The organism is Symbiopectobacterium sp. RP (genome assembly GCF_050472005.1).
Taxonomy (GTDB): domain Bacteria; phylum Pseudomonadota; class Gammaproteobacteria; order Enterobacterales; family Enterobacteriaceae; genus Symbiopectobacterium.
Window position 1 is genome coordinate 2,184,293 of record NZ_JBGOGS010000001.1, and the last position, 21,531, is coordinate 2,205,823.

A 21,531-nucleotide genomic window follows, 5' to 3' on the forward strand; every position below is an offset into this window, starting at 1 on the left:
CAGGGCATTGGCTGTAATCATTTTTAAGTCGGTTTGCTATACCTAGCTGCCCGTGACCTTTTGCAGGTTGCCTGCTCTGCGCCGATTAATGATGGTGCATCGTGCCAGAACGTTGCCAATCTGGCCTCATTGACAGAGCAGGACATCGCGTCACTGGCATCGGGTATTCCCGTAGGAGCCTTTGCCCTGCGCGAAACGGGCGATCCTGATATCACTATTGCCGAAGACGGTGTGGTGAACATGCGCGCTATTGCCCCAGTAAAAGCACAAGAAGAACAAGGTATTATCCGTATCGGACACAATAAAGGTGGTGCGTTCGCCTTTCGTCGTGCAGGAAATGACACGCTGATTGGCCTCAATTTCTGGAATCAGTTGAAGGTGTACCACTTGCGTCACGACGCAGAGTGATCGCGGCGCGGCATTGAGCACGTTACTGGTCACTGTTTGGATGCGCAGGCAGACGTTCTGTGCTTGCGCATCATCATAGGTCAACCGCCTGAACAAGGCCGATAACATTCAGAATCTCCCCGCATTATTGCCGGTATCCGCTATGATAGGATTGCCATAAAACCGTTACTGACGCATCGCGAGTTGTGATACCGTGGCGCGCAATGACAGGAGATGGCAACGCTTGGTGCTATTTTTCATGCAGGCCGTTAACAGGAGAAAAATGATGGATGCACTGGACTTGTTACTTAATCGCCGTTCTGCCTCGCGTTTGGCTGCTCCGGCACCGCAAGGTGACGCGTTAGCCAATATTATTCATGCAGGTATGCGCGCGCCAGATCACGGCACTCTGCAACCGTGGCGTTTCGTGATTGCACAGGATGAGGGGTTGGCCCGCCTGAGTGACGTTTTACACGCTGCTGCGCAACAGGATGGACTGGATGCTGCACAAGATAAAGCCCGTCAAGCCCCATTTCGCGCACCAATGGTCATCACCGTGATTGCACACTGCGAAGAAAATCCCAAGGTGCCTAAATGGGAGCAGGTGGTTTCCGCGGGCTGCGCGGTGCAAGCGATGCAAATGGCAGCATTGGCGCAGGGTTTCAACGGCATCTGGCGCAGTGGTCTGTGGACTGAGCACCAACAGGTGCGTGAAGCCTTCGGTTGCCGCGAACAAGATGAAATTGTCGGGTTTCTCTATTTGGGTACACCGCAACTGAAAGCGTCCACTACGGTTGTGCCGGTGGACACGGAAAAATTTGTCCGTTATTTCTGATAATGCGCCTGTTTATTGCTGAAAAACCGAGCCTCGCCAGGGCGATAGCAGATGTCTTGCCCAAACCACATCGGCGAGGCGACGGCTACATCGCCTGCGGTTCGCAGGATGTCGTCACTTGGTGCGTAGGACATCTGCTCGAGCAGGCTCAGCCCGATGCCTATGATGCCCGCTATGTGCGCTGGTCGTTGGCCGATCTACCGATTATCCCCGAAAACTGGCTATTAATGCCGCGCCCATCAGTGAGCAAGCAATTGAATGCCATCAAGAAGCTGCTGGGGGAGGCGTCAGAGGTGATCCACGCCGGTGACCCGGATCGCGAAGGGCAACTACTGGTGGATGAAGTGCTGGAGTATTTGGCGCTGGCCCCGGAAAAACGCCAGCAGGTGCGGCGCTGCCTGATCAACGATCTCAACCCGCAGGCAGTGACGCGTGCGGTCGAACGCCTGCGCGATAACCGCGACTTTGTGCCACTGTGCGTCTCTGCGCTGGCGCGTTCGCGTGCTGACTGGCTCTATGGCATTAACATGACTCGCGCCTACACGCTATTAGGGCGCAATGCGGGCTATGACGGCGTGCTCTCCGTCGGACGGGTGCAAACGCCGGTGCTGGGGCTTGTGGTACGCCGCGATGAAGAGATCGAAAACTTCATCTCCAAGGATTACTTTGAGGTCAAGGCGCATATTGTCACGCCTGCTGATGAACGCTTTGTGGCGCTGTGGCAACCGAGCGAATCCTGTGAACCTTATCAGGATGAAGAAGGGCATCTGTTGCACCGTTCTTTGGCTGAGCATGTGGTCAAGCGCATTGCCCGGCAGCCGGCTACCGTAACGGATTACAGCGATAAGCGTGAGTCGGAAACGGTACCGCTGCCTTATTCTCTCTCCGCATTGCAAATTGAAGCCGCGAAACGCTTTGGCCTGAGCGCACAATTAGTGCTGGACACCTGCCAGCGCTTGTATGAAACTCATAAGCTGATTACCTATCCGCGTTCGGACTGCCGTTACCTGCCTGAAGAGCATTTTGCCGGGCGTTACGCGGTTATCAATGCGATTACGGTGCATGCCTCCGGGTTATTGCCGCAACCGGTCGTTGATCTTGAACGCCGCAATCGCTGCTGGGATGACAGCAAAGTCGATGCTCACCATGCGATTATTCCCACTGCGCGCAGCGCCAGCGTCTCGCTAAGCGAGAACGAACGTCAGCTGTACGGGCTGATTGCCCGACAGTATCTGATGCAGTTTTGCCCTGATGCGGTGTTTCATAAATGCGTTATTACCCTCGATATCGCTGGGGGAAAATTTATTGCCAAAGCCCGTTTTCTGGCCGATGCGGGCTGGCGCGCGCTGCTGGGTGCCAAGGAACGCGACGACGAAAACGACGGCTTGCCGTTGCCGATGCTGGCTAAAGGGGATGTGCTGCTGTGTGAAAAAGGTGAAGTGGTGGAGCGGAAAACCCAGCCTCCGCGTCCTTTTACCGATGCTACGTTGCTCTCGGCTATGACCGGTATTGCCCGTTTTGTGCAAGATAAAACATTGAAGAAGATATTGCGTGAAACCGATGGCCTTGGCACTGAAGCCACGCGTGCAGGCATTATTGAGCTACTCTTTAAACGAAGCTTTCTGTTTAAAAAAGGGCGTTACATTCATGCCAGCGAAGCGGGGCGCGCGCTGATTCACGCATTACCGCCTAGCGCAGCATTGCCGGATATGACCGCCAACTGGGAAGTTACATTAACGTTGATCAGTGAAAAACAGCGCCGCTACCAGGATTTTATGCAACCGCTCACTCAAACCTTGAGTGGATTGATCGATCAAGCACGACAAAACCGGTCCACATCGGCATTCCGCGGGCTGCAAGCACCACAAAAAACACAGAAGAAAACACGTAAGCCCTCGGCGAAAAAGGCCGCGAAGGAGCAGAACGGATGAAATCATCACAGGTGATGTTGTTTGTTAGCGCGCTGGTCTCTCTGTCCGTGTGGGCGCAATCCACAGCGGTGACCACGCCCTCGCGGGGGAATACGGATATCGTGGTTGGCGTACCGCCCAGTGTGATTTGGGGCGATAACAACGGTTCGACGCGGCGAGAGCCGCAAAACAACTGCATGCGTTGCTGCGTCTTCGAGAACCGTAATTATACCGAAGGCGCGGTGGTGAGAACGGAAGGCGTGTTGTTGCAGTGTGTACGCGACAGGCAAACGCTGGGGACGAATAATCTGATCTGGCAGGTGCTTAAACAGTAACGGTTTCCAAGGTGGGGCAGCCGCATGCGGCTGCCATCACAAGATGTTACAGACCGGAGAACGTGGCCCAAATCGGCGCGTGGTCGGACGGTTTTTCCATACCGCGTATGTCGTAATCGATATCGCTCGCCGTGCAGTGCGCCGCCAATGCCTGACTGGCGAGGATCACATCAATTCGCAGGCCGCGATTGTCGTCAAAACCGGCAGAGCGGTAGTCAAACCAGGAATAGCGATCGGTAGTGTCTGGCGCCAGTGCACGGAAGGTATCGACCAATCCCCATCCCAGCAAGCGCGTCATCCATTCACGCTCTTCAGGTAAAAATGAACACTTACCGGTGCGTAGCCAGCGCTTACGGTTTTCTTCGCCAATGCCAATATCCAGATCCGTCGGGCTGATATTGATATCCCCCATGACAATCAGCGGTTGCTCCGGGATGTGATGCTGATCCAGATAGGTCTGCAAGTCGGCATAAAAGCGCGTTTTGGCCGGGAATTTTACCGGATGGTCACGACTCTCTCCTTGTGGAAAATAGCCATTGATAACGGTCAGCGTGCCTGCGGGCGTGGCGAAATCTGCCATGATGATGCGTCGCTGCGCATCGGGTTCATCGGTTGGAAAGCCGTAGCGCACGGCAATCGGTGTCTCTTTACACAGCAACGCGACGCCATAATGGCCTTTTTGCCCGTAATAGTAGACCTGATAGTCGAGCTTGCGTATCTCTTCGAAGGGAAACATATCATCGTGGACTTTGGTTTCCTGCAAGCCAATGATATCCGGCTGATGCTGGGCGATGATGGCGGCCAGTTGGTGAGGGCGGGCACGCAGCCCATTGATATTAAAAGAAAAAACTTTCATCGTCACTGCCATATCAGGAAATTGTGACGCTGATGGTATCAGAAAAAACAGGCAAAGGTCACGCCAGCGGTGCACGACGGATGATATAGTCAAGCGACTTAATTTTGATTACACCATATGGACTGAGAACAAAATCTCTGTATCGCAACCACTCTCTTTTTTTTGCTTTTTGCTTGTGCCCATTTATGTTCAATGGGGTTAAGATCTGGCCAATATGTAGGCAAATACTCCACCATATACCCTGCATCGATGATGACTTGTTGAATATTATGTTTTTTGTGAAAAGTTGCATTGTCCATCACGATTACCCTGTTTTTAGGGAGTACTGGGATAAGGACTTGTGTGACCCAGGAATAGAAAACATCGCTGTTAATATTGATATCAAATAATCCGATAGCAAACAGCGTTGTGCCTAATAAAGCGCCGATAACATTTGTTCTTCCCTTGCCTCCCCCGTTCTTCAGGCCAAAACACCGTTGACCTTTTGGGGAATAGCCGTGAGTCCGTGGGGTATCGTGTGGAAAGCCACTTTCATCAATAAAAACAATAGGTTTACCTTCTTTTTCATACTGTTGTATTTTTTGTTGAAATGCTTGCCGGGCGCTTTCGTCGTCTTTCGGATGACGTAGAGTTTTTTTATAGGTCAATCCCAGCTTTTTAAGAGCTTGCCAAATGGCCTTCTGACAAACGCCAAAACGCTCTGCACGTTCTTTTTGGTAAGCATCTGGATATGGTTCAACATCTTTTATCAACTCGGATTTATCGCTCTTTCGCTGACGTGTGGTCGATGCTTTTGACGCTATTTGATTAATCCAACGCGATACAGAGGCAGGGCCAATCCGAAATTGCTTCGCTGTTTCTCGGATACTCAACCCTTCTTCTTCCCGTGTAGATATCACTTTACGTCTAAAATCAATTGAATAGCTCATTTAAATAATGTAATCAAAATTAAGTCGTTTAGCTATATCGAGGTCTGGCGAGCGAACGGAAGGTTGAAGTAGCGATAGTAAGCCCTTATACTTCGCACCTCGCAGGAGAGAGGACCGCGCAACGCGCGACCCGCCGAAGGCGCAAACTCCCATAATCGCTCAGGCCACCTTACTGTACTTTGTTGATACGCCGACTGGAGAGCGGTGTGCACGTTGTTTATCGGCGTAGCCACCCACCGAAGGGGCAAGCGGCGTGAGCTGCATAAACTCTCAGGTAAAACGGACAGGGGGAGAGGCACATTTCACAGGAAAACTTGTGTGCTTACTTACATCTATCTGATTGGAATTACTGCAGAAGGCGTGTCTGGCGCATTGGCCGCTGGACGCAGGAACATGGATATTTTCGGTGTGGCGATGATCGCTTTTATCACCGCACTGGGCGGTGGCACCGTTCGTGATATCCTGCTCGGCAACTATCCCATCGGCTGGACGCAACACCCGGGTTATATCTATCTGACGATTGGTGCAGGTCTGTTCACTATCGTAATTGCCCGTATCATGCATCACTTGCATCGACTGTTCCTGATCCTTGACGCCATGGGGCTGATTGCCTTTACCATTATTGGCTGCAATGTGGCGCAGAAGCTGAACTACTCCTTTACCGTGGTCATTATGGCCGGGATTGTCACCGGGATCTTCGGTGGTATTCTGCGTGACATCTTTTGTAACCGCACGCCGATGGTGCTCAGAAAGGAGCTCTATGCCAGCGTATCACTGCTGGTGGCGCTGCTTTATCTCGGGCTGAAAGCGTTACAGATTAACCACGATATTAATCTGCTGGTGTCCTTTACCTTGGGGCTCTCGTTGCGTCTGGCGGCGATCCGGTGGTCATGGCAACTGCCGGTGTTTTCCTACTCGCCGGGCAGTTGGAAAGGAAAAGCCTGAGAGATGTGGTGAACCGCACCGTAATCGTGAATAAAACGGTGTAATGTTGCTTCTTCATAACAAATAACAATTGTGGCAGACGGATCTGATCGTCTTCAACTATCTGGATATTATGAAGAACAACTTTAACGTTTTTGTCGCGAGTTCTGCGTTTTCACTGCTGGGAATCGAGATTTACCATATCACGCTATAGCCAAGCGACTTAATTTTGATTACACCATATAGACTGAGAACAAAATCTCTGTATCGCAACCACTCTCTCTTTTTTTGCTTTTTGCTTTTTGCTTTTTGCTTTTTGCTTGTGCCCATTTATGCTCAATTGGGGCTTTGTTGAATAATAGTGAGTCATGCTGTTTTGTCAGCCAGTTTTGGTAGAAAATGCTTGTCACCTCAGGTTTACAGTTTTCTTATGAGGCCTAACTGCATGATTTTGCGTTGCGAGGATCTGTCGTTTCACCGGGGGTGCAGCATAAAATATGTTTATTCAACAAAGCCCTCAATTGGGTTAAGATCTGGCGAATATGTAGGCAAATACTCCACCATATACCCTGCATCGATGATGACTTGTTGAATATTATGTTTTTTGTGAAAAGTTGCATTGTCCATCACGATTACCCTGTTTTTAGGGAGTACTGGGATAAGGACTTGTGTGACCCAGGAATAGAAAACATCGCTGTTAATATTGATATCAAATAATCCGATAGCAAACAGCGTTGTGCCTAATAAAGCGCCGATAACATTTGTTCTTCCCTTGGCTCCCCCGTTCTTCAGGCCAAAACACCGTTGACCTTTTGGGGAATAGCCGTGAGTCCGTGGGGTATCGTGTGGAAAACCACTTTCATCAATAAAAACAATAGGCTTACCTTCTTTTTCATACTGTTGTATTTTTTGTTGAAATGCTTGCCGGGCGCTTTTGTCGGCTTTCGGATGACATAGAGTTTTTTTTTATAGGTCAATCCCAGCTTTTTAAGAGCTTGCCAAATGGCCTTCTAACAAACGCCAAAATGCTCTGCACGTTCTTTTTGGTAAGCATCTGGATATTGCTCAACATCTTTTATCAACTCGGATTTATCGCTCTTTCGCTGACGCGTGGTCGATGCTTTTGACGCTATTTGATTAATCCAACGCGATACAGAGGCAGGGCCAATCCGAAATTGCTTCGCTGTTTCTCGGATACTCAACCCTTCTTCTTCCCGTGTAGATATCACTTTACGTCTAAAATCAATTGAATAGCTCATTTAAATAATGTAATCAAAATTAAGTCGTTTAGCTATATTGAGCAGGTTGTTGAATGGCAAAATCGCCCCCTAGATGCGGCACAGGTATCTACACATCATAAAGGGTTAAAAACCACCATAGCTAAGTGGGCAAGTTCTTCCGGGGTATAGTCTGCTAATAACGTCAAGGTATTTAGCAGGATGGATAGTCCGGCAAGCAGCGCTGGGGCGCTTTCTTTACGCCCTCGTTTTTATTGTCGTCCGGATAATCGGCAAATTAACTGACGGGCTGCCGCATTGTCGTCTCCTTCAACGCGTTGCAGCCGCCATACCAGCACACATGCCATGCTAGCTATCAATAACCTGCGTAGCAGGGCACCAGCACTGCGCTCAAGCCATTTTTCTACATCATGACCGGCACCTTTCAGCAGCTTAAAAAAGGATTCAATACCCCAGCGCCAGTAATATAGCCAACCGACTTAAAAATGATTACAGCCAATGCCCTGATATGTGGAAAAAAATACAGCTAATTGTTATCAAAATAATGTCGCTTTTCTATACCAGCGAGCGACTTCCGTGCTGGTGATCTCGTTGCTAACGTTTGTGAGCAGCGTCCAGCGTCCGATAAATTTACCGTGAGTATCGGTAAGGTGAACCACAACTAATCTGAGTGTCAGAGCTACGCCTGGCTGAACTTTCACTCGCCGTCCGGTGTTCTTGTCTTTCCGCTTCGGTTTTGCTGTTCGCGTTATGATCACGGATGTTTCCCCGATCTCCATATTGGCTTTTTTCCCTTTCCAGCCAACCTGTCCGTTTGCGATAAATGGCAGATCGTCTGCAATTTCACCAATTTTACGGGTGTCACCGCCCCACTCGGCCCGATGCCATTCCTTTCCCTGGATAAGCCAACATATTCCCTGGGAGCTTAATGTGCGCATATGCCCGATAGAGTCACCTTCACGGTCAATGAGATGAACTAACTTCCTCCCGGTATCAAGAGACTCAACGCGGGCGATATCAGCCGTCAAAGCATCCATATGAGTCAGACTCTCAGACAAGCCCTCGGTTAGCGTTGAACGACAACCCGCCCTATCGGTTAGAGTTTGGGACAGGGGCGCTATTGGTAAACCATTTGCAGCATCAAGCAGTAGGCTGGTTTGTAGTTCATAACCGACGTCACCACCATGCGTCATTTTCAAACGTTCTTCTTTCCCATTGTGGGTACGAAACTGTAAATCATACCAGTCGTGAACGACAAGAGCGTATGGATGCGGGCTAAGTGCAACCTGCCGGAGAGCCAGCGAAATAATCGGTTCATTGAGCTGACTGAAGCTAATACGTTCATTATTAAAAAAACGCCAAACGGCCTGAGTAGTGGCGAATGTTGTTTTCTGTGCGCAGGCAAGGTCTTTAACGGCTGACGCCAATGGTGCTGGGGGAGTCATGTGTTGCTTAACCAGACGCTGATAACGCCGGTTAAGGCGGGCATCAATCCCGCCGATGGATAAGTTGAGATCATGCAGCAACGTAATATAGCTAAACGACTTAATTTTGATTACATTATTTAAATGAGCTATTCAATTGATTTTAGACGTAAAGTGATATCTACACGGGAAGAAGAAGGGTTGAGTATCCGAGAAACAGCGAAGCAATTTCGGATTGGCCCTGCCTCTGTATCGCGTTGGATTAATCAAATAGCGTCAAAAGCATCGACCACGCGTCAGCGAAAGATTGATAAATCCGAGTTGATAAAAGATGTTGAGCAATATCCAGATGCTTACCAAAAAGAACGTGCAGAGCATTTTGGCGTTTGTTAGAAGGCCATTTGGCAAGCTCTTAAAAAGCTGGGATTGACCTATAAAAAAAACTCTATGTCATCCGAAAGCCGACGAAAGCGCCCGCCAAGCATTTCAACAAAAAATACAACAGTATGAAAAAGAAGGTAAATCTATTGTTTTTATTGATGAAAGTGGTTTTCCACACGATACCCCACGGACTCACGGCTATTCCCCAAAAGGTCAACGGTGTTTTGGCCTGAAGAACGGGGGAGCCAAGGGAAGAACAAATGTTATCGGCGCTTTATTAGGCACAACGCTGTTTGCTATCGGATTATTTGATATCAATATTAACAGCGATGTTTTCTATTCCTGGGTCACACAAGTCCTTATTCCAGTACTCCCTAAAAACAGTGTAATCGTGATGGACAATGCAATTTTTCACAAAAAACATAATATTCAACAAGTCATCATCGATGCAGGGTATATGGTGGAGTATTTGCCAGATCTTAACCCCATTGAGCATAAATGGGCACAAGCAAAAAGCAAAAAAAGAGAGAGTGGTTGCGATACAGAGATTTTGTTCTCAGTCCATATGGTGTAATCAAAATTAAGTCGCTTGGCTATAGCAGATATTGCAAAAGATGTGTAGATACCTATGCTAGATGCGGCTGGGAGTTATTAGCAAATCTGGTGTATGGCGATAGGCTACGTTCCGCTCTGATGCTTCGTGAATCTGTTCTCCATCCTTAAATTAGACGTTGCTTACAACTAGGGTCAGCAGGTCAAATCCTCTTAGTCGGTTTGACTGGAGCAGCTTAAATACCATTGACAGGGTTGTTTCTCTCGAACCACTGTTCTTCGCGCCTCTGCTTCGTAGCCTCACAGTCGCAAAAGCCGATTCAATCGGATTTGTCGTTCTTATTGACGCCCAGTGCTCTGACGGGAAGTCGTAGAATGCCAGCAGTTCTTCTCGAGCTTTCTCCAGCTTCTTCATCGCTACAGGATACTTCGCTGAAAACCTTGCCAACAAAACATCAAAGGCTTCATTAGCGGCATCGCGGCTCTCTGCTAGCCAAACCTCCCGCAGCTCAGCCTTAACTTTCGGTTGCATGGCTTTGGGGAGTGAAGCCAACACATTAGCGGTTTTGTGCACCCAACAGCGTTGGTGCTGCGTGTCCGGGAATATCTTTGCCATTATTCCAAAAACCAAGGGCACCGTCTCCCGTAGCCAGCTTCGGAGATACGGTTAGGCCACGTGCTCGCAGGCCATTAAGAAGTTCGGCCCAGTTTGCTTCTGACTCTCGATAACCATCTTCGACCGCAACTAGCTCCTTACGTCCATGCTCAGTGACGCCGATAATGACCAGCAGGCAAAGGCGATCATCTTACCTGACATGGCTGTATAGCCAAGCGACATTATTTTGATAACAATTAGCTGTATTTTTTTGCCACATATCAGGGCATTGTATGTAATCATTTTTAAGTCGGTTGGCTATATATGCCATCGGCCCAGAAATAAACGTAGCGCGTATCGCTTAAATCACGCAGGCACCATTGCCTGTGCTCTTCAAGCCATTGCTGTTTCAGTCTGCTGATGGTATTGGCAGAGAGGGAATTAGCTTTTTCACCGAGAAGCGCCCTCAGGGCTTCGTGAAAATCACCGGTGGATATGCCTCACAGGTACAAGCCATGGTAGCAACTCTTCGACGCTTTTTGCACGTTTCAGATAAGGCGGCAACAACGCGCTGTTGAAGCATATTCCGTTGCCGCTGCGATCCCTGACCTTAGGCACTTTAATTTCAACATCCCCAATACCCGTCTGTATGGTTCGCGGTGGCAAATAGCCGTTACGAACGACAGCATGACGCCCGTCGTCAAGGCGGCGTTCAGCATGTTGTTGCAGCATGGCTTCGAGCTCAACGTCAACGGCGGCAGCTATCAGTTGCCTGGTACCATTACGAATGAGTTCATGCAAGGGATCACCGGCAATATCTGGTTCTGCGGAGACCTGTAGGGTAGAGTTTTTCATGGGGTATCATCTCTCTGTTGTTGAAATCATCCACGAAATCAATCAGCAGGATAGGCCACCCTCCCCGAAACCCCGTACACCAGAAATGAGCATAACTCTGTGGCTGGCGAAAATGAAGGTGCAAAGTTCTGGCTGAACGTGCTGAGAGAACTGAAAAACCGTGGCCTGACCGACATCCTCATTGCCTGTGTGGACGGCCTGAAAGGGTTCCCGGATGCCATCAACACGGTCTACCCGGAAGCCCGCATCCAGTTGTGCATCGTGCACATGGTGCGCAACAGTCTGCGCTTCGTTGCCTGGAAGGACTATAAGGCGGTAACACGCGACCTCAAAGCAGTGTATCAGGCTCCAAGCGAAGAGGCCGCGCTTCAGGCGCTGGAGACGTTCGGTGGGACATGGGATCACCGCTATCCGCAGATAAGCAGGAGCTGGCAGTCAAACTGGGCCAACCTGTCGACATTCTTCTCGTACCCGCAGGAACTTCGCAAGGTAATCTACACGACGAACGCTATATAGCCAAGCGACATTATTTTGATAACAATTAGCTGTATTTTTTTGCTACATATCAGGGCATTGGCTGTAATCATTTTTAAGTCGGTTGGCTATAGAATCACTGAACAGCGTGCTCCGGCATGCAATCAAGAAACGCAAGCTGTTCCCGACTGATGACTCGGTGAAGAAGGTCGTATGGCTGGCAATCCAGGCGGCATCACAGAAATGGACGATGCCCTTACAGGACTGGCGTATGGCAATGAGTCGCATTATTATCGAGTTCGGTGACCGCCTTGACGGTCACTTCTGAGGAAAGGCATTTACACAAAATCTTAAACAGGCTCGTTCAGCTTGTTGCGCCTGCGTTGTGTGGGTATCTGATCTCCGTGAATGTTTTCTTTCCCTATTCTGTCAACTTGCTCTTTTCGCTGTTAGCCGTGCTCTTGCTGTTCCTGATTCGTATCGATGTCCCACAGACAGCAAGCCCCGTGCACTCCTCGATGGGCGCGGATGTTCAACAGGCATTCCACTGGTTGCGAGACAATATAGCCAAGCGATATTATTTTGATAACAATTAGCTGTATTTTTTTGCCACATATCAGGGCATTGGCTGTAATCATTTTTAAGTCGGTTGGCTATAAACTGTTTACCGTCATCGTTGCTCTGACAGCGCTTAATAATTTTTTGCATCCGATTCTCTATCTGACCGTAATATGGAGCTTGAAAGCGCAAAATACCGCCTTTGAAATCACCGGCTTGGTGGCGGGCGGTCTTATCGGCAGCTTTATTTCACGTAAAGTGATTAATATATTGTCGCTCAGGCAGCTGGTTCTCTTTGTAAACTTGGCCCGGGTACTGGTTTTCTTTGGATTTCTCGTTTTCACCGATCCTGTGTCGATCTTTGTGTTGTTTGTCTTTAAAGCCATTATGGGAGGGATATGGAATGTCAGTTATAACGTATTCACCCTTCAGGAGATGCCGCTCAAACTGGCGGCAAAGATTTCTGCGGTGAGCGGGAGGTTGGTGAAAATCAGTGCCGGTGTTGGTAGCCTAGTGGCCGGTTATTCCCTAGGATTCATGGGCGCAGAGTTGACGCTGGTTATACTGGCCGTGATGACTTTGTTCATGCTGTCTGGCTCTTTTGTCTATAAAAGAGAGTACGGTAAATACCATGAGCAGAAAACGTTATAAGGACAACAGGGAAAATTCAGGTGTCAGTTGTGAAGCAAAATAAACCGTAGAAACAATGAAATAGCTGCTGCGAGATGGTGGTGGGGGAAGGATTTGAACCTTCGAAGTCTGTGACGGCAGATTTACAGTCTGCTCCCTTTGGCCGCTCGGGAACCCCACCATGGCCTAACTGATTGTGCGCTTTCTTGGTAAGCGGGGTGCATCATATCAAATGCGACGCCCCTGTAAAGCCTGAACGCAAAAAAACGCGTTTGTTTGCCGTTTTTTCACGCGCCTTGCGGGTTTTCCACTCAAGGTTGAGTGGAAAAACAGCGGCTTAAAGAATAATGGTGCGATTACCGTAAACGAAAACTCGTTGTGCCAGCACGCGGTAAAGGGCGCGGCTCAGGACGTTTTTCTCAACGTCGCGGCCTGCACGCATCATGTCATCGGCGGTATAGGTGTGATCCACGTTGATCACATCCTGCATGATGATCGGACCTTCATCTAGGTTGTCGTTCACGTAGTGGGCGGTCGCACCGATGATCTTCACGCCGCGCTCATAGGCCTGATGGTATGGACGAGCACCGATGAACGCAGGCAGGAACGAATGGTGGATGTTAATCACCTGATTTGGATAGTGCTGCACAAAAGCAGGCGTCAAAACGCGCATATATTTGGCCAATACCACGTAATCCGGTTTGTACGCATCAATCTGTTCAATCATCAACTGGTCGTGCGCTTCTCGTGAGAGCCCTTCATGGCTCACCAGATGGAACGGAATATCAAAACGCTCTACCAGCGTCTGCAACGTATCGTGGTTGCCAATCACGGCGGCAATTTCCACATCTAGGCCGCCGTAGGCACTCTTCATCAGCAAATCGCCCAGACAATGCGCTTCTTTGGTGACCAGAACCACGATACGACGGCGGCCTGCATCACTGAGTTCGCGCACGGAGCCTTCCGGCAGCGCGCCGTCTAAATCGGCCAACAGCGTAGTATCATTGAAGATCCCTTCTAATTCGGTACGCATGAAAAAGCGCCCGGTGCGGTGATCGACAAATTCATTGTTCTGCACAATGTTTAATTCGTGTTTGTAGCAGATGTTGGTAATTTTTGCGATAAGCCCCTTTGCATCGGGGCAAATGGTACGCAACACTTTTCGTTGTATTGCCTGAGATTGCATCGTTTGGGATTGCATGGAAATAAGAACCCTGTCCAAAATCGTCTGTCATCATCCCCGAAAGCTGCCACGTTCGTGCGATTTATAGCCAACTGACTTAAAAATGATTACAGCCAATGCCCTGATATGTGGCAAAAAAATATAGCTAATTGTTATCAAAATAATGTCGCTTGGCTATATCGCCGCGATAAGGGGAAGCATGCCACCGGGTTACATTTTTTGCCTTACACTACGCGGCTATCCACGCCCGCAGTACTGTTTGTATTTTTTGTCCAAACCGCACGGACAGCGATCGTTTCTGCAGGTTTGCAGATGCACGCCGTCTACATAGTACCAGCGATCGAGGCGGCGAAGGAAGCGTGAGCGCTCGCGCATCAGCGAGGTACGCTCTGGCTGCGAGGTGTCGGTATAGCGCGCAGCGAATTCGACATAACCTTCATCCGTATCGCGTCCTAGGCTGGCAGTCAGCACATTCAATCGTTGCCACTGCGTATCCTGAGCGCTTTCGGTGATTGAAGCACGCCATTTTTCGGGATGAAGCGCAGGATCCTAGGTAGCGATAAGATAATCAACGTCATGGGCTACGTAAGCACAATAGCGTGAACGCATTAATGCTTCTGGTGTCGGTGCGCTGCAGATAGGGAAGGCAGCATGCGGTATACTGCTTACCACTCCCGCAGGGACAGCTTTGTGGCACGGTAACTCCTGATTGTATGACGAACAGTAAAAAAATATCGATAGTTGCGTGAAAATAACTCAACGTCGTGGCGATATGTTACCTAACAATCTCGGTGAGTGGCAATGTGCGCTAAAATGAATAGCGAGATGAGAAGGATATCATGAGGCAAAGAAAGATTGGTTTGGCGCTTGGATCGGGTGCGGCGAAAGGATGGGCACATATTGGTGTCATTCAGGCATTGACTGAAATGGGTATTGTTATCGATGTGGTCGCGGGTTGTTCGGTGGGGGCTTTGGTGGGGGCCGCGTATGCCACCAATCGCTTGAATGCCATGGCGCGCTGGGTGAGTGGGCTTCATCATTGGGATGTGATTCGCCTGATGGATCTCTCTTGGGAGCGTGGTGGGTTATTGCGCGGCGATCGAGTATTTAACCAGGTGCGACATATCTTGCGTACCCAACAGATCGACGAATGTGCTATCAAGTTCGGAGCAGTGGCCACCAACCTGACAACGGCGAGAGAACTGTGGCTTACCGAAGGCGATCTGCACCATGCGATCCGCGCCTCATGCAGTATGCCGGGGTTGCTTGCGCCCGTGCGACACAATGCCTATTGGCTGGTTGATGGTGCTGTGGTGAACCCGGTGCCGGTTTCTCTGGCTCGCGCGCTGGGCGCTGACGTGGTGATTGCTGTGGATTTGCAGCACAACGCGACCTTGGGGCATGACGACATGCTGTCCGTGGCCGCGATGGCTGAAGAGACGCATGCGGATTCTGCGCCGCTCAACTGGCAGCACAAGCTCCGGCAGCGCTTGTCCATGGGGTTGCAGCGCCAGCGTGCCAACCGCGCACCTTCAGCGATGGATATCATGACGGCCTCCATTCAAGTGTTGGAAAACCGTTTAAAAATGCATCGTATGGCTGGCTATCCTCCTGATGTGGTGGTGCAGCCCTATTGCACACAAATTGCCAGGCTGGATTTTCACCGTGCGCAAGAGGCGATTGCCGAAGGGCGACTGGCTGTGGAGAAAAAACAAGATGAATTACAACTGTTGCTAAACCGAGACGCAGGATAGTGGAGTAGCAGCGCCTGATAAGTATCAACAAGGGTAAAAAGGTAGAGTGGCAGGGGTTAAGGCCGAACAACGCGAGGGAATATGCATGAAGTTGACGTATGAGGTCATCAATGGGTCAGCCATTAACAGATAAGCACATTTTGATTGTTGAAGATGAAGCGGTATTTCGTTCCGTGATCGCTGGCTATCTGACATCGCTGGGTGCATCTGTGCGTGAAGCTGTCAATGGGGTGGATGCATTAGCCATAATGCAAAACTATCGCCCTGATTTGATCGTGTGCGATTTGGAAATGCCACTAATGGGGGGCATTGAGTTCGTTGAAACGCTCCGGTTGCAAGATAATCGCACGCCCATTCTGGTGGTGTCTGCCACCAGTCAGATGGGGGATGTTGCCAAAGTGCTGCGCCTGGGCGTGCAGGATGTGATGCTTAAACCTATCCGCGATTATGCACGCTTGCGCGAAGCCGTAATGACCTGCATGTATCCCGATATGTTTACTTCTCAACTGAGCGAAGTTGAGCAGTTGATGGAGGATATGGATTCACTCAATCAATCGCCAGATGCGGTCAATAAACTGCTGGCGCAGCTACAGCCTCCGGTACAACAAAAAATGGCCGGTTGCAGCGTGCGTTACCGTCAATTGACGTCATTGGAACAACCGGGGTTGGTATTGGATATTGCCGCGTTGTCTGATGATGACTTGGCGTTCTATTGTCTAGATGTGACGCAAGCAGTGAACAATAACGGCACGCTGGCAGCTCTGCTGCTGCGCACACTGTTTAACGGGTTGTTACAAGAGCATCTAGCTAACCAACAACACCGCCTACCCGAATTGCCTGTCTTGTTGCGACAGGTCAACCAATTGCTGCGCCAGGCCAATCTTAATGGGCGTTTCCCCCTGCTGGTGGGTTACTATCACCGAGGATTGCAACGGCTCATCCTTATTTCAGCAGGTTTGCATGCCATGTTGAACGCAGGGGAGGAGCAGCTGGTGTTAAACAATGGTATTCCGCTCGGCACCCTCGATGGAGCATATCTTAACCAATTAAACCATGAGTGCGCCTCTTTTGAATGTCAGGTCTGGGGGCGCGGTGGACGCTTACGGCTGATGTTATCAACAGATTGAAGGCTTACGCAGTGTGATGAGGCCTAAGGAATAGTCTGATAGGCGTTCATCATGCAATTTGTTGCATACTCTTCGCTTTCGTAATTAATTTTTATTTCCTACTATATAAAGCGTTGTTTTATTTTTATCATAGCCATTGTGTTTACCGGGTGTCGTCTCTGGCCGAGCAGGCTAGTGTACCACGAATTAAACCCAGCAATAAAGTTCATTATTTGAACGGTATATCAGAGGTTGTTATGTCAACGGTGAATAAAAAAGTTAAAAAAGCGGTCATCCCCGTCGCAGGGCTAGGGACTCGGATGCTGCCGGCAACAAAAGCGATTCCAAAAGAAATGTTGCCACTGGTTGATAAGCCGCTCATTCAATACGTCGTCAATGAGTGTATTGCCGCAGGCTTGAACGAAATCATTTTAGTTACACACTCATCCAAGAATTCCATTGAAAACCACTTCGATACCAGTTTTGAGCTGGAAGCGATGCTGGAGAAGCGCGTTAAGCGTCAGCTGTTGGAAGAAGTTCAGTCTATTTGCCCGAAACATGTCACCATCATGCAAGTGCGTCAGGGACTGGCGAAAGGATTGGGGCACGCTGTCATGTGCGCACCCCCTTTAGTGGGGGATGAACCTGTCGCTGTTATTTTGCCCGACGTTATCATTGATGAATTTGAATCCAATCTGAAGAAAGACAACCTGAGTGAAATGCTGGCTCGTTTTTCTGAAACGGGTCACAGCCAAATTATGGTTGAACCGGTTGAAGAGGTCAGCAGCTATGGTGTTGTTGATTGCAAAGGGCAGGCATTACAGCCTGGAGACAGTGCACCGATGGTGGGCGTAGTGGAAAAACCCAAGGCGTCAGAGGCACCTTCTAATTTGGCTATTGTCGGTCGCTATGTACTTTCGGCTGATATTTGGTCTCTGCTGGAAAAAACACCGCCGGGAGCGGGTAATGAAATCCAATTAACGGATGCCATTGCCATGTTGATGGAAAAAGAAACCGTTGAAGCGTACCACCTTAAAGGTGTAAGTCATGACTGCGGAAACAAATTGGGTTACATGCGTGCATTTGTAGAATACGGCTTGCGTCACAATACGCTGGGTAATGATTTTGCCGCATGGCTTAATGAAACCGTTAATGAAAATGATGTGAAATAACCTGATTCGATAGCGCTTTGCCTTGTGTTTCGCGGGGCGTAACGAAAAATGGATATAAAAAACCCCGTTAAACGGGGTTTTTTGTTAAATAAGCAAAACAATTCCGATTGGGAATTATAACAGGAAATCGTCCAGAGATTTAGCTTGCTCTTCAATGGCTTTCTTGATCACGGCAGGAGTGCGGCCTTGGCCAGTCCAAGTTCTTGCTTCGCCATTTTCATCAGTATATTGATATTTTGCCGGGCGCACAGCACGTTTGCTTTTGCCCGGTGTTTTTGCTGCACCCAAAGATTGCAACAGTTCATTCGGGTCGATGCCATCAGCAATCAACATATCACGATATTGCTGTAATTTACGGGTACGTTCTTCGATTTCTGCCTGAGCCTGATTATCTTCGTCACGACGCTCATTGACAACGACTTCCAGTTTTTCCAGCATTTCTTCCAAGGTATCCAGGCTGCATTCTCTCGCTTGGGCGCGCAGAGTACGGATGTTGTTTAGAACCTTTAGTGCTTCGCTCATTGTGATAATCTCAAATAATATTATTGGTGGCGTATGTAGGGTGATGATAGATGGCTATTTTATTTTCTGCAATAGTCAAATTTGTAAGATTGTTAAAAAATGGCGTTTTTAAAACCGATATCACGTTGCCGCTAAGGTAAATAAAACCACGTTGTTAACAAATGAAATACTTGTTACTTGAGTATTACTGCGCACGTTGCGTTAAAACGGTCAGTGGCGATGCCGAGAAGATGCGATATAAGCATTTTTTATACCCGAAACTTTTACCTTTTGTCAGCGTCGATAAACACAAATCAAGTTACTCGTTCCCTTACTCAGAAGAGGGGGATTTCACCTCGTTTGGGTCGATATCATACAATGCTAATTATTTATGCTAAATATCGCTCATGCTGTTAATGTTTTTCTCAGTATAGGAATTTTCGCAATCGCCCATTGCCTTATATCCGGCGATTACCGTCACCATTGTGGCAGTGATGGCGTCACTATCCCGACTCATTGTCTCTCAGGGCACGTGGGGCGGCATAGACAAGCGGGCACGCCGATTATCTAAAATATGATACAATGCGCCGTTGCGCGGGTAAAGCGCTCTTTTGGGGTTATAAACATGGCACAACTTTATTTTTATTACTCGGCAATGAACGCGGGAAAGTCTACCGCATTATTACAGTCCTCTTATAACTATCAGGAACGGGGGATGAGGACGCTGATTTTAACGGCTGAAATAGACCACCGTGATGGTATCGGGCGGGTCAGCTCGCGTATTGGACTTTCCGCCCCAGCTTTGGTGTTTAATTTACAAACTGATTTGTTTACCTTGTTGGTTAATGCACAACGTGAGCAGCCTGTGCACTGTATATTAATCGATGAGTGTCAGTTTCTAACCCGCGAGCAGGTGAACCAGCTGTCAGGCATTGTCAATGAATTGGATATTCCGGTGCTGTGTTACGGTCTACGTACTGATTTTCAGGGCGAATTATTTTCTGGCAGCCAGTATTTGCTCGCTTGGGCGGATAAGCTGATCGAGTTGAAAACGGTCTGTCATTGCGGGCGCAAAGCGAATAGAGTGCTGCGGCTTGACGCGCAGGGCAATCCGCTGCGTGAAGGTGAACAGGTGGTGATCGGAAGCAATGAGCGCTATGTGTCAGTCTGTCGCAAACATTACAAAAGCGCATTGGGATTAGCCCACGCGTCAGTATCGGCAGATAGAAAATAGGCGAATAAACCCCCCCCAACGAAGCGGTGCGTCGCTGGGGGAAGGAAGAAACCCCTACCTTAACGGCAAGATTGACCACGTTTGATGCGGGTCGGATGCGGGCCTGTTTTCGCGCGGTGTAGGAGGTGCTATGACGAATCAACAGGAGAAACGCGTCATCCTAGACGTGCGTGACCTCAGTGTGCACTTCGCCGTCAATGCGCGCAAAAAATGGTTTTGGCAACCCGCACAGTCGCTTAGAGCGGTAGATGGCGTCACATTTCGCCTCTATGAAGACGAAACGCTGGGTATTGTCGGTGAATCGGGTTGTGGTATAGATGAACGACTTAATTTTGATTACATTATTTAAATGAGCTATTCAATTGATTTTAGACGTAAAGTGATATCTGCACGGGAAGAAGAAGGGTTGAGTATCCGAGAAACAGTGAAGCAATTTCGGATTGGCCCTGCCTCTGTATCACGTTGGATTAATCAAATAGAATCAAAAGCATCGACCACGCGTCAGCGAAAGATCGATAAATCCGAGTTGATAAAAGATGTTGAACCATATCCAGATGCTTACCAAAAAGAACGTGCAGAGCGTTTTGGCGTTTGTCAGAAGGCCATTTGGCAAGCTCTTAAAAAGCTGGGATTGACATATAAAAAAACTCTACGTCATCCAAAAGGAGCCTGTACACGAGATTATGTAATTGCCTAGTTTTGATATGTTCAATCCAACATCAAAAGCAGGTTACTTTATGGACGAAAAACAGTTACAGGCTCTGGCTAACGAGCTGGCCAAAAATCTCAAAACCCCTGATGCTCTCAACCAGTTTGATCGCCTGCTGAAAAAGATCTGCGTTGAAGCTGCCCTTAATGCTGAAATGACCCATCACCTCGGGCATGAGAAGCACAGTCCAAATCTGGAACTAACACGCGCAATGGCTACTCCACAAAGACTGTTACCACCGGCGATGGTCCGCTGGAACTGCGTACACCACGTGATCGTGATGGTTCCTTTGAACCGCAACTGGTGAAGAAGAACCAGACCCGGATCTCCGGGATGGATAACCAGATTTTATCGTTGTATGCCAAAGGGATGACCACCCGCGAAATTGCCGCTGCGTTCAAAGAACTGTATGACGCGGATGTCTCACCCGCCCTGGTATCGAAGGTCACCGATGCCGTTATGGAGCAGGTTGTTGAATGGCAAAATCGCCCCCTGGATGCGGTTTATCCCATTGTTTACCTTGACTGTATCGTTCTGAAAGTCCAGCAGGACAGCCACGTTATCAATAAGTCTGTGTTCCTGGCGCTGGGTATCAATATCGAAGGCCAGAAAGAGCTACTGGGGATGTGGCTGGCCGAAAATGAAGGCGCAAAGTTCTGGCTGAACGTGCTGACAGAACTGAAAAACCGTGGCCTGACCGACATCCTCATTTTCCCGTGTAGATATCACTTTACGTCTAAAATCAATTAAATAGCGCATTTAAATAATATAATCAAAATTAAGTCGTTTATCTATGTTTTGGAACAGCGCGGTTTTGTGGGGGCAGTTGACCATTTTATCGACTCACTTGAGAAAGGTGTTCAACCCCAAACATCAGGCGAGCAGGCGGTTCTGGCGCAGAGAGTGGTTGAGTCGCTGCTCACATCATGCTGAATCCTGCTGTGAACTATCATCAAGGGTGGCTATTCCGCCCCTGATGCGTAGACTGT

Annotated in this window: 23 protein-coding genes, 1 tRNA gene, 6 pseudogenes and 2 riboswitches; of the genes and pseudogenes, 18 read left to right on the top strand and 12 right to left on the bottom strand. The window is 48.9% G+C overall.

The genetic code is table 11. The annotated features are described in order from the left end of the window. The first annotated feature begins 60 nt into the window (after positions 1-60). From ACD630_RS14610 to ACD630_RS14625, 4 genes are all read left to right on the top strand, one after another. Positions 61-408: a hypothetical protein gene (locus ACD630_RS14610; RefSeq protein WP_430359481.1), complete on the top strand. Its 348-nt coding sequence runs from the start codon at positions 61-63 to the stop codon at positions 406-408. A 265-nt stretch (positions 409-673) separates the two neighbouring features. Beyond that, positions 674-1,222, top strand: coding sequence for an NAD(P)H nitroreductase (locus tag ACD630_RS14615; RefSeq protein WP_430360058.1), 549 nt, complete (start codon positions 674-676; stop codon positions 1,220-1,222). A gap of 2 nt (positions 1,223-1,224) precedes the next feature. Continuing rightward, on the top strand, positions 1,225-3,153 hold the full coding sequence (locus ACD630_RS14620) for a DNA topoisomerase III (RefSeq protein ID WP_430359482.1): 1,929 nt from the start codon (positions 1,225-1,227) through the stop codon (positions 3,151-3,153). Beyond that, positions 3,150-3,467, top strand: coding sequence for a DUF1496 domain-containing protein (locus ACD630_RS14625; RefSeq protein WP_430359483.1), 318 nt, complete (start codon positions 3,150-3,152; stop codon positions 3,465-3,467). Before ACD630_RS14620 ends, ACD630_RS14625 begins: the two co-directional genes overlap by 4 nt. Positions 3,468-3,513: 46 nt before the next feature. Here the strand turns inward: ACD630_RS14625 and xthA are convergent, their stop codons facing one another. Together xthA and ACD630_RS14635 are read right to left on the bottom strand one after the other, a co-directional pair. Continuing rightward, positions 3,514-4,323, bottom strand: coding sequence for an exodeoxyribonuclease III (xthA, locus tag ACD630_RS14630; protein ID WP_430359484.1), 810 nt, complete (start codon positions 4,321-4,323; stop codon positions 3,514-3,516). Between the two features lie 98 nt (positions 4,324-4,421). Continuing rightward, complete coding sequence (locus ACD630_RS14635; RefSeq protein ID WP_430359485.1) at positions 4,422-5,252, bottom strand: IS630 family transposase; 831 nt, start codon at positions 5,250-5,252, stop codon at positions 4,422-4,424. Positions 5,253-5,344: 92 nt separating this feature from the next. Continuing rightward, positions 5,345-5,437: riboswitch (glycine riboswitch) on the top strand. Next, positions 5,438-5,548, top strand: a riboswitch (glycine riboswitch). Between the two features lie 22 nt (positions 5,549-5,570). Between ACD630_RS14635 and ACD630_RS14640 the strand changes: the two genes are divergently transcribed. Then, positions 5,571-6,197: a trimeric intracellular cation channel family protein gene (locus ACD630_RS14640; RefSeq protein WP_430359486.1), complete on the top strand. Its 627-nt coding sequence runs from the start codon at positions 5,571-5,573 to the stop codon at positions 6,195-6,197. Between the two features lie 174 nt (positions 6,198-6,371). Here ACD630_RS14640 and ACD630_RS14645 read toward each other — a convergent pair whose 3' ends face one another. From ACD630_RS14645 to ACD630_RS14660, 4 genes are all read right to left on the bottom strand, one after another. Beyond that, positions 6,372-6,506: a hypothetical protein gene (locus tag ACD630_RS14645; protein WP_430359487.1), complete on the bottom strand. Its 135-nt coding sequence runs from the start codon at positions 6,504-6,506 to the stop codon at positions 6,372-6,374. A 171-nt stretch (positions 6,507-6,677) separates the two neighbouring features. Further along, positions 6,678-7,082: an IS630 family transposase gene (locus ACD630_RS14650; RefSeq protein WP_430360059.1), complete on the bottom strand. Its 405-nt coding sequence runs from the start codon at positions 7,080-7,082 to the stop codon at positions 6,678-6,680. A gap of 104 nt (positions 7,083-7,186) precedes the next feature. Further along, the gene (locus ACD630_RS14655) at positions 7,187-7,435 is read right to left on the bottom strand and encodes an IS630 transposase-related protein (protein ID WP_430359488.1); all 249 of its coding nucleotides are present in this window, start codon (positions 7,433-7,435) and stop codon (positions 7,187-7,189) included. Positions 7,436-7,950: 515 nt separating this feature from the next. Continuing rightward, positions 7,951-8,940, bottom strand: a complete 990-nt coding sequence (locus ACD630_RS14660; protein ID WP_430359489.1) for a hypothetical protein — start codon at positions 8,938-8,940, stop codon at positions 7,951-7,953. A 42-nt stretch (positions 8,941-8,982) separates the two neighbouring features. Here ACD630_RS14660 and ACD630_RS14665 point away from each other — a divergent pair, with 42 nt between their 5' ends. The 3 genes from ACD630_RS14665 (at position 8,983) to ACD630_RS14675 (ending at position 9,942) form a co-directional block, all read left to right on the top strand. Beyond that, entirely contained in the window at positions 8,983-9,231 is a 249-nt protein-coding gene (locus ACD630_RS14665) for an IS630 transposase-related protein (RefSeq protein WP_430359490.1), read from the top strand. 142 nt (positions 9,232-9,373) lie between these two features. Then, the gene (locus ACD630_RS14670) at positions 9,374-9,793 is read left to right on the top strand and encodes a transposase (RefSeq protein WP_430360060.1); all 420 of its coding nucleotides are present in this window, start codon (positions 9,374-9,376) and stop codon (positions 9,791-9,793) included. Then, complete coding sequence (locus tag ACD630_RS14675) at positions 9,718-9,942, top strand: hypothetical protein (RefSeq protein WP_430359491.1); 225 nt, start codon at positions 9,718-9,720, stop codon at positions 9,940-9,942. Before ACD630_RS14670 ends, ACD630_RS14675 begins: the two co-directional genes overlap by 76 nt. Position 9,943: 1 nt before the next feature. On the opposite strand, the pseudogene ACD630_RS14680 reads toward ACD630_RS14675, so the two are convergent. After that, positions 9,944-11,221 (bottom strand): annotated as a pseudogene (locus ACD630_RS14680) (IS256 family transposase). 108 nt (positions 11,222-11,329) lie between these two features. Between ACD630_RS14680 and ACD630_RS14685 the strand changes: the two are divergent. Then, positions 11,330-12,023, top strand: a pseudogene (locus ACD630_RS14685) (IS256 family transposase); the annotation flags it as partial. Between the two features lie 121 nt (positions 12,024-12,144). On the opposite strand, the gene ACD630_RS14690 reads toward ACD630_RS14685, so the two are convergent. After that, positions 12,145-12,333: a hypothetical protein gene (locus tag ACD630_RS14690; RefSeq protein WP_430359492.1), complete on the bottom strand. Its 189-nt coding sequence runs from the start codon at positions 12,331-12,333 to the stop codon at positions 12,145-12,147. On the opposite strand from ACD630_RS14690, the gene ACD630_RS14695 reads away from it, so the two are divergent. Continuing rightward, positions 12,320-12,904 carry a hypothetical protein gene (locus ACD630_RS14695; protein ID WP_430359493.1) on the top strand — a complete coding sequence of 195 codons (585 nt, stop codon included), beginning with the start codon at positions 12,320-12,322 and terminating at the stop codon, positions 12,902-12,904. The genes ACD630_RS14690 and ACD630_RS14695 overlap by 14 nt on opposite strands. A gap of 75 nt (positions 12,905-12,979) precedes the next feature. Here the strand turns inward: ACD630_RS14695 and ACD630_RS14700 are convergent. The 3 genes and pseudogenes from ACD630_RS14700 to ACD630_RS14710 all read right to left on the bottom strand — a co-directional run bounded on the left by ACD630_RS14700 (position 12,980) and on the right by ACD630_RS14710 (position 14,763). Next, positions 12,980-13,064: transfer RNA gene (locus tag ACD630_RS14700), tRNA-Tyr, on the bottom strand. A 156-nt stretch (positions 13,065-13,220) separates the two neighbouring features. Continuing rightward, positions 13,221-14,069, bottom strand: coding sequence for a formyltetrahydrofolate deformylase (purU, locus tag ACD630_RS14705; protein WP_430360061.1), 849 nt, complete (start codon positions 14,067-14,069; stop codon positions 13,221-13,223). A 234-nt stretch (positions 14,070-14,303) separates the two neighbouring features. Continuing rightward, a pseudogene (locus ACD630_RS14710) lies at positions 14,304-14,763 on the bottom strand (YchJ family metal-binding protein). Positions 14,764-14,905: 142 nt separating this feature from the next. Here ACD630_RS14710 and rssA point away from each other — a divergent pair. The 3 genes from rssA to galU all read left to right on the top strand — a co-directional run bounded on the left by rssA (position 14,906) and on the right by galU (position 18,098). Further along, a complete protein-coding gene (rssA, locus tag ACD630_RS14715) occupies positions 14,906-15,820 on the top strand; it encodes a patatin-like phospholipase RssA (RefSeq protein ID WP_430359494.1) in 915 nt (304 codons plus the stop codon). 110 nt (positions 15,821-15,930) lie between these two features. Beyond that, entirely contained in the window at positions 15,931-16,947 is a 1,017-nt protein-coding gene (gene rssB / locus ACD630_RS14720; protein WP_430359495.1) for a two-component system response regulator RssB, read from the top strand. A 236-nt stretch (positions 16,948-17,183) separates the two neighbouring features. Continuing rightward, complete coding sequence (gene galU, locus ACD630_RS14725; protein ID WP_430359496.1) at positions 17,184-18,098, top strand: UTP--glucose-1-phosphate uridylyltransferase GalU; 915 nt, start codon at positions 17,184-17,186, stop codon at positions 18,096-18,098. 114 nt (positions 18,099-18,212) lie between these two features. Here galU and hns read toward each other — a convergent pair whose 3' ends face one another. Further along, positions 18,213-18,620, bottom strand: coding sequence for a histone-like nucleoid-structuring protein H-NS (gene hns / locus ACD630_RS14730; RefSeq protein WP_430359497.1), 408 nt, complete (start codon positions 18,618-18,620; stop codon positions 18,213-18,215). Between the two features lie 604 nt (positions 18,621-19,224). On the opposite strand from hns, the gene ACD630_RS14735 reads away from it, so the two are divergent. From ACD630_RS14735 to ACD630_RS14755, 5 genes and pseudogenes are all read left to right on the top strand, one after another. Then, on the top strand, positions 19,225-19,833 hold the full coding sequence (locus ACD630_RS14735) for a thymidine kinase (protein ID WP_430359498.1): 609 nt from the start codon (positions 19,225-19,227) through the stop codon (positions 19,831-19,833). A 130-nt stretch (positions 19,834-19,963) separates the two neighbouring features. Then, a pseudogene (locus ACD630_RS14740) lies at positions 19,964-20,146 on the top strand (oligopeptide ABC transporter ATP-binding protein OppF); the annotation flags it as partial. 36 nt (positions 20,147-20,182) lie between these two features. Then, the gene (locus ACD630_RS14745; RefSeq protein ID WP_430359499.1) at positions 20,183-20,530 is read left to right on the top strand and encodes an IS630 transposase-related protein; all 348 of its coding nucleotides are present in this window, start codon (positions 20,183-20,185) and stop codon (positions 20,528-20,530) included. A 40-nt stretch (positions 20,531-20,570) separates the two neighbouring features. Continuing rightward, positions 20,571-21,253: pseudogene (locus tag ACD630_RS14750) on the top strand (IS256 family transposase); the annotation flags it as partial. 87 nt (positions 21,254-21,340) lie between these two features. Further along, positions 21,341-21,475, top strand: a pseudogene (locus ACD630_RS14755) (gfo/Idh/MocA family oxidoreductase); the annotation flags it as partial. Between the last annotated feature and the right edge of the window lie 56 nt (positions 21,476-21,531).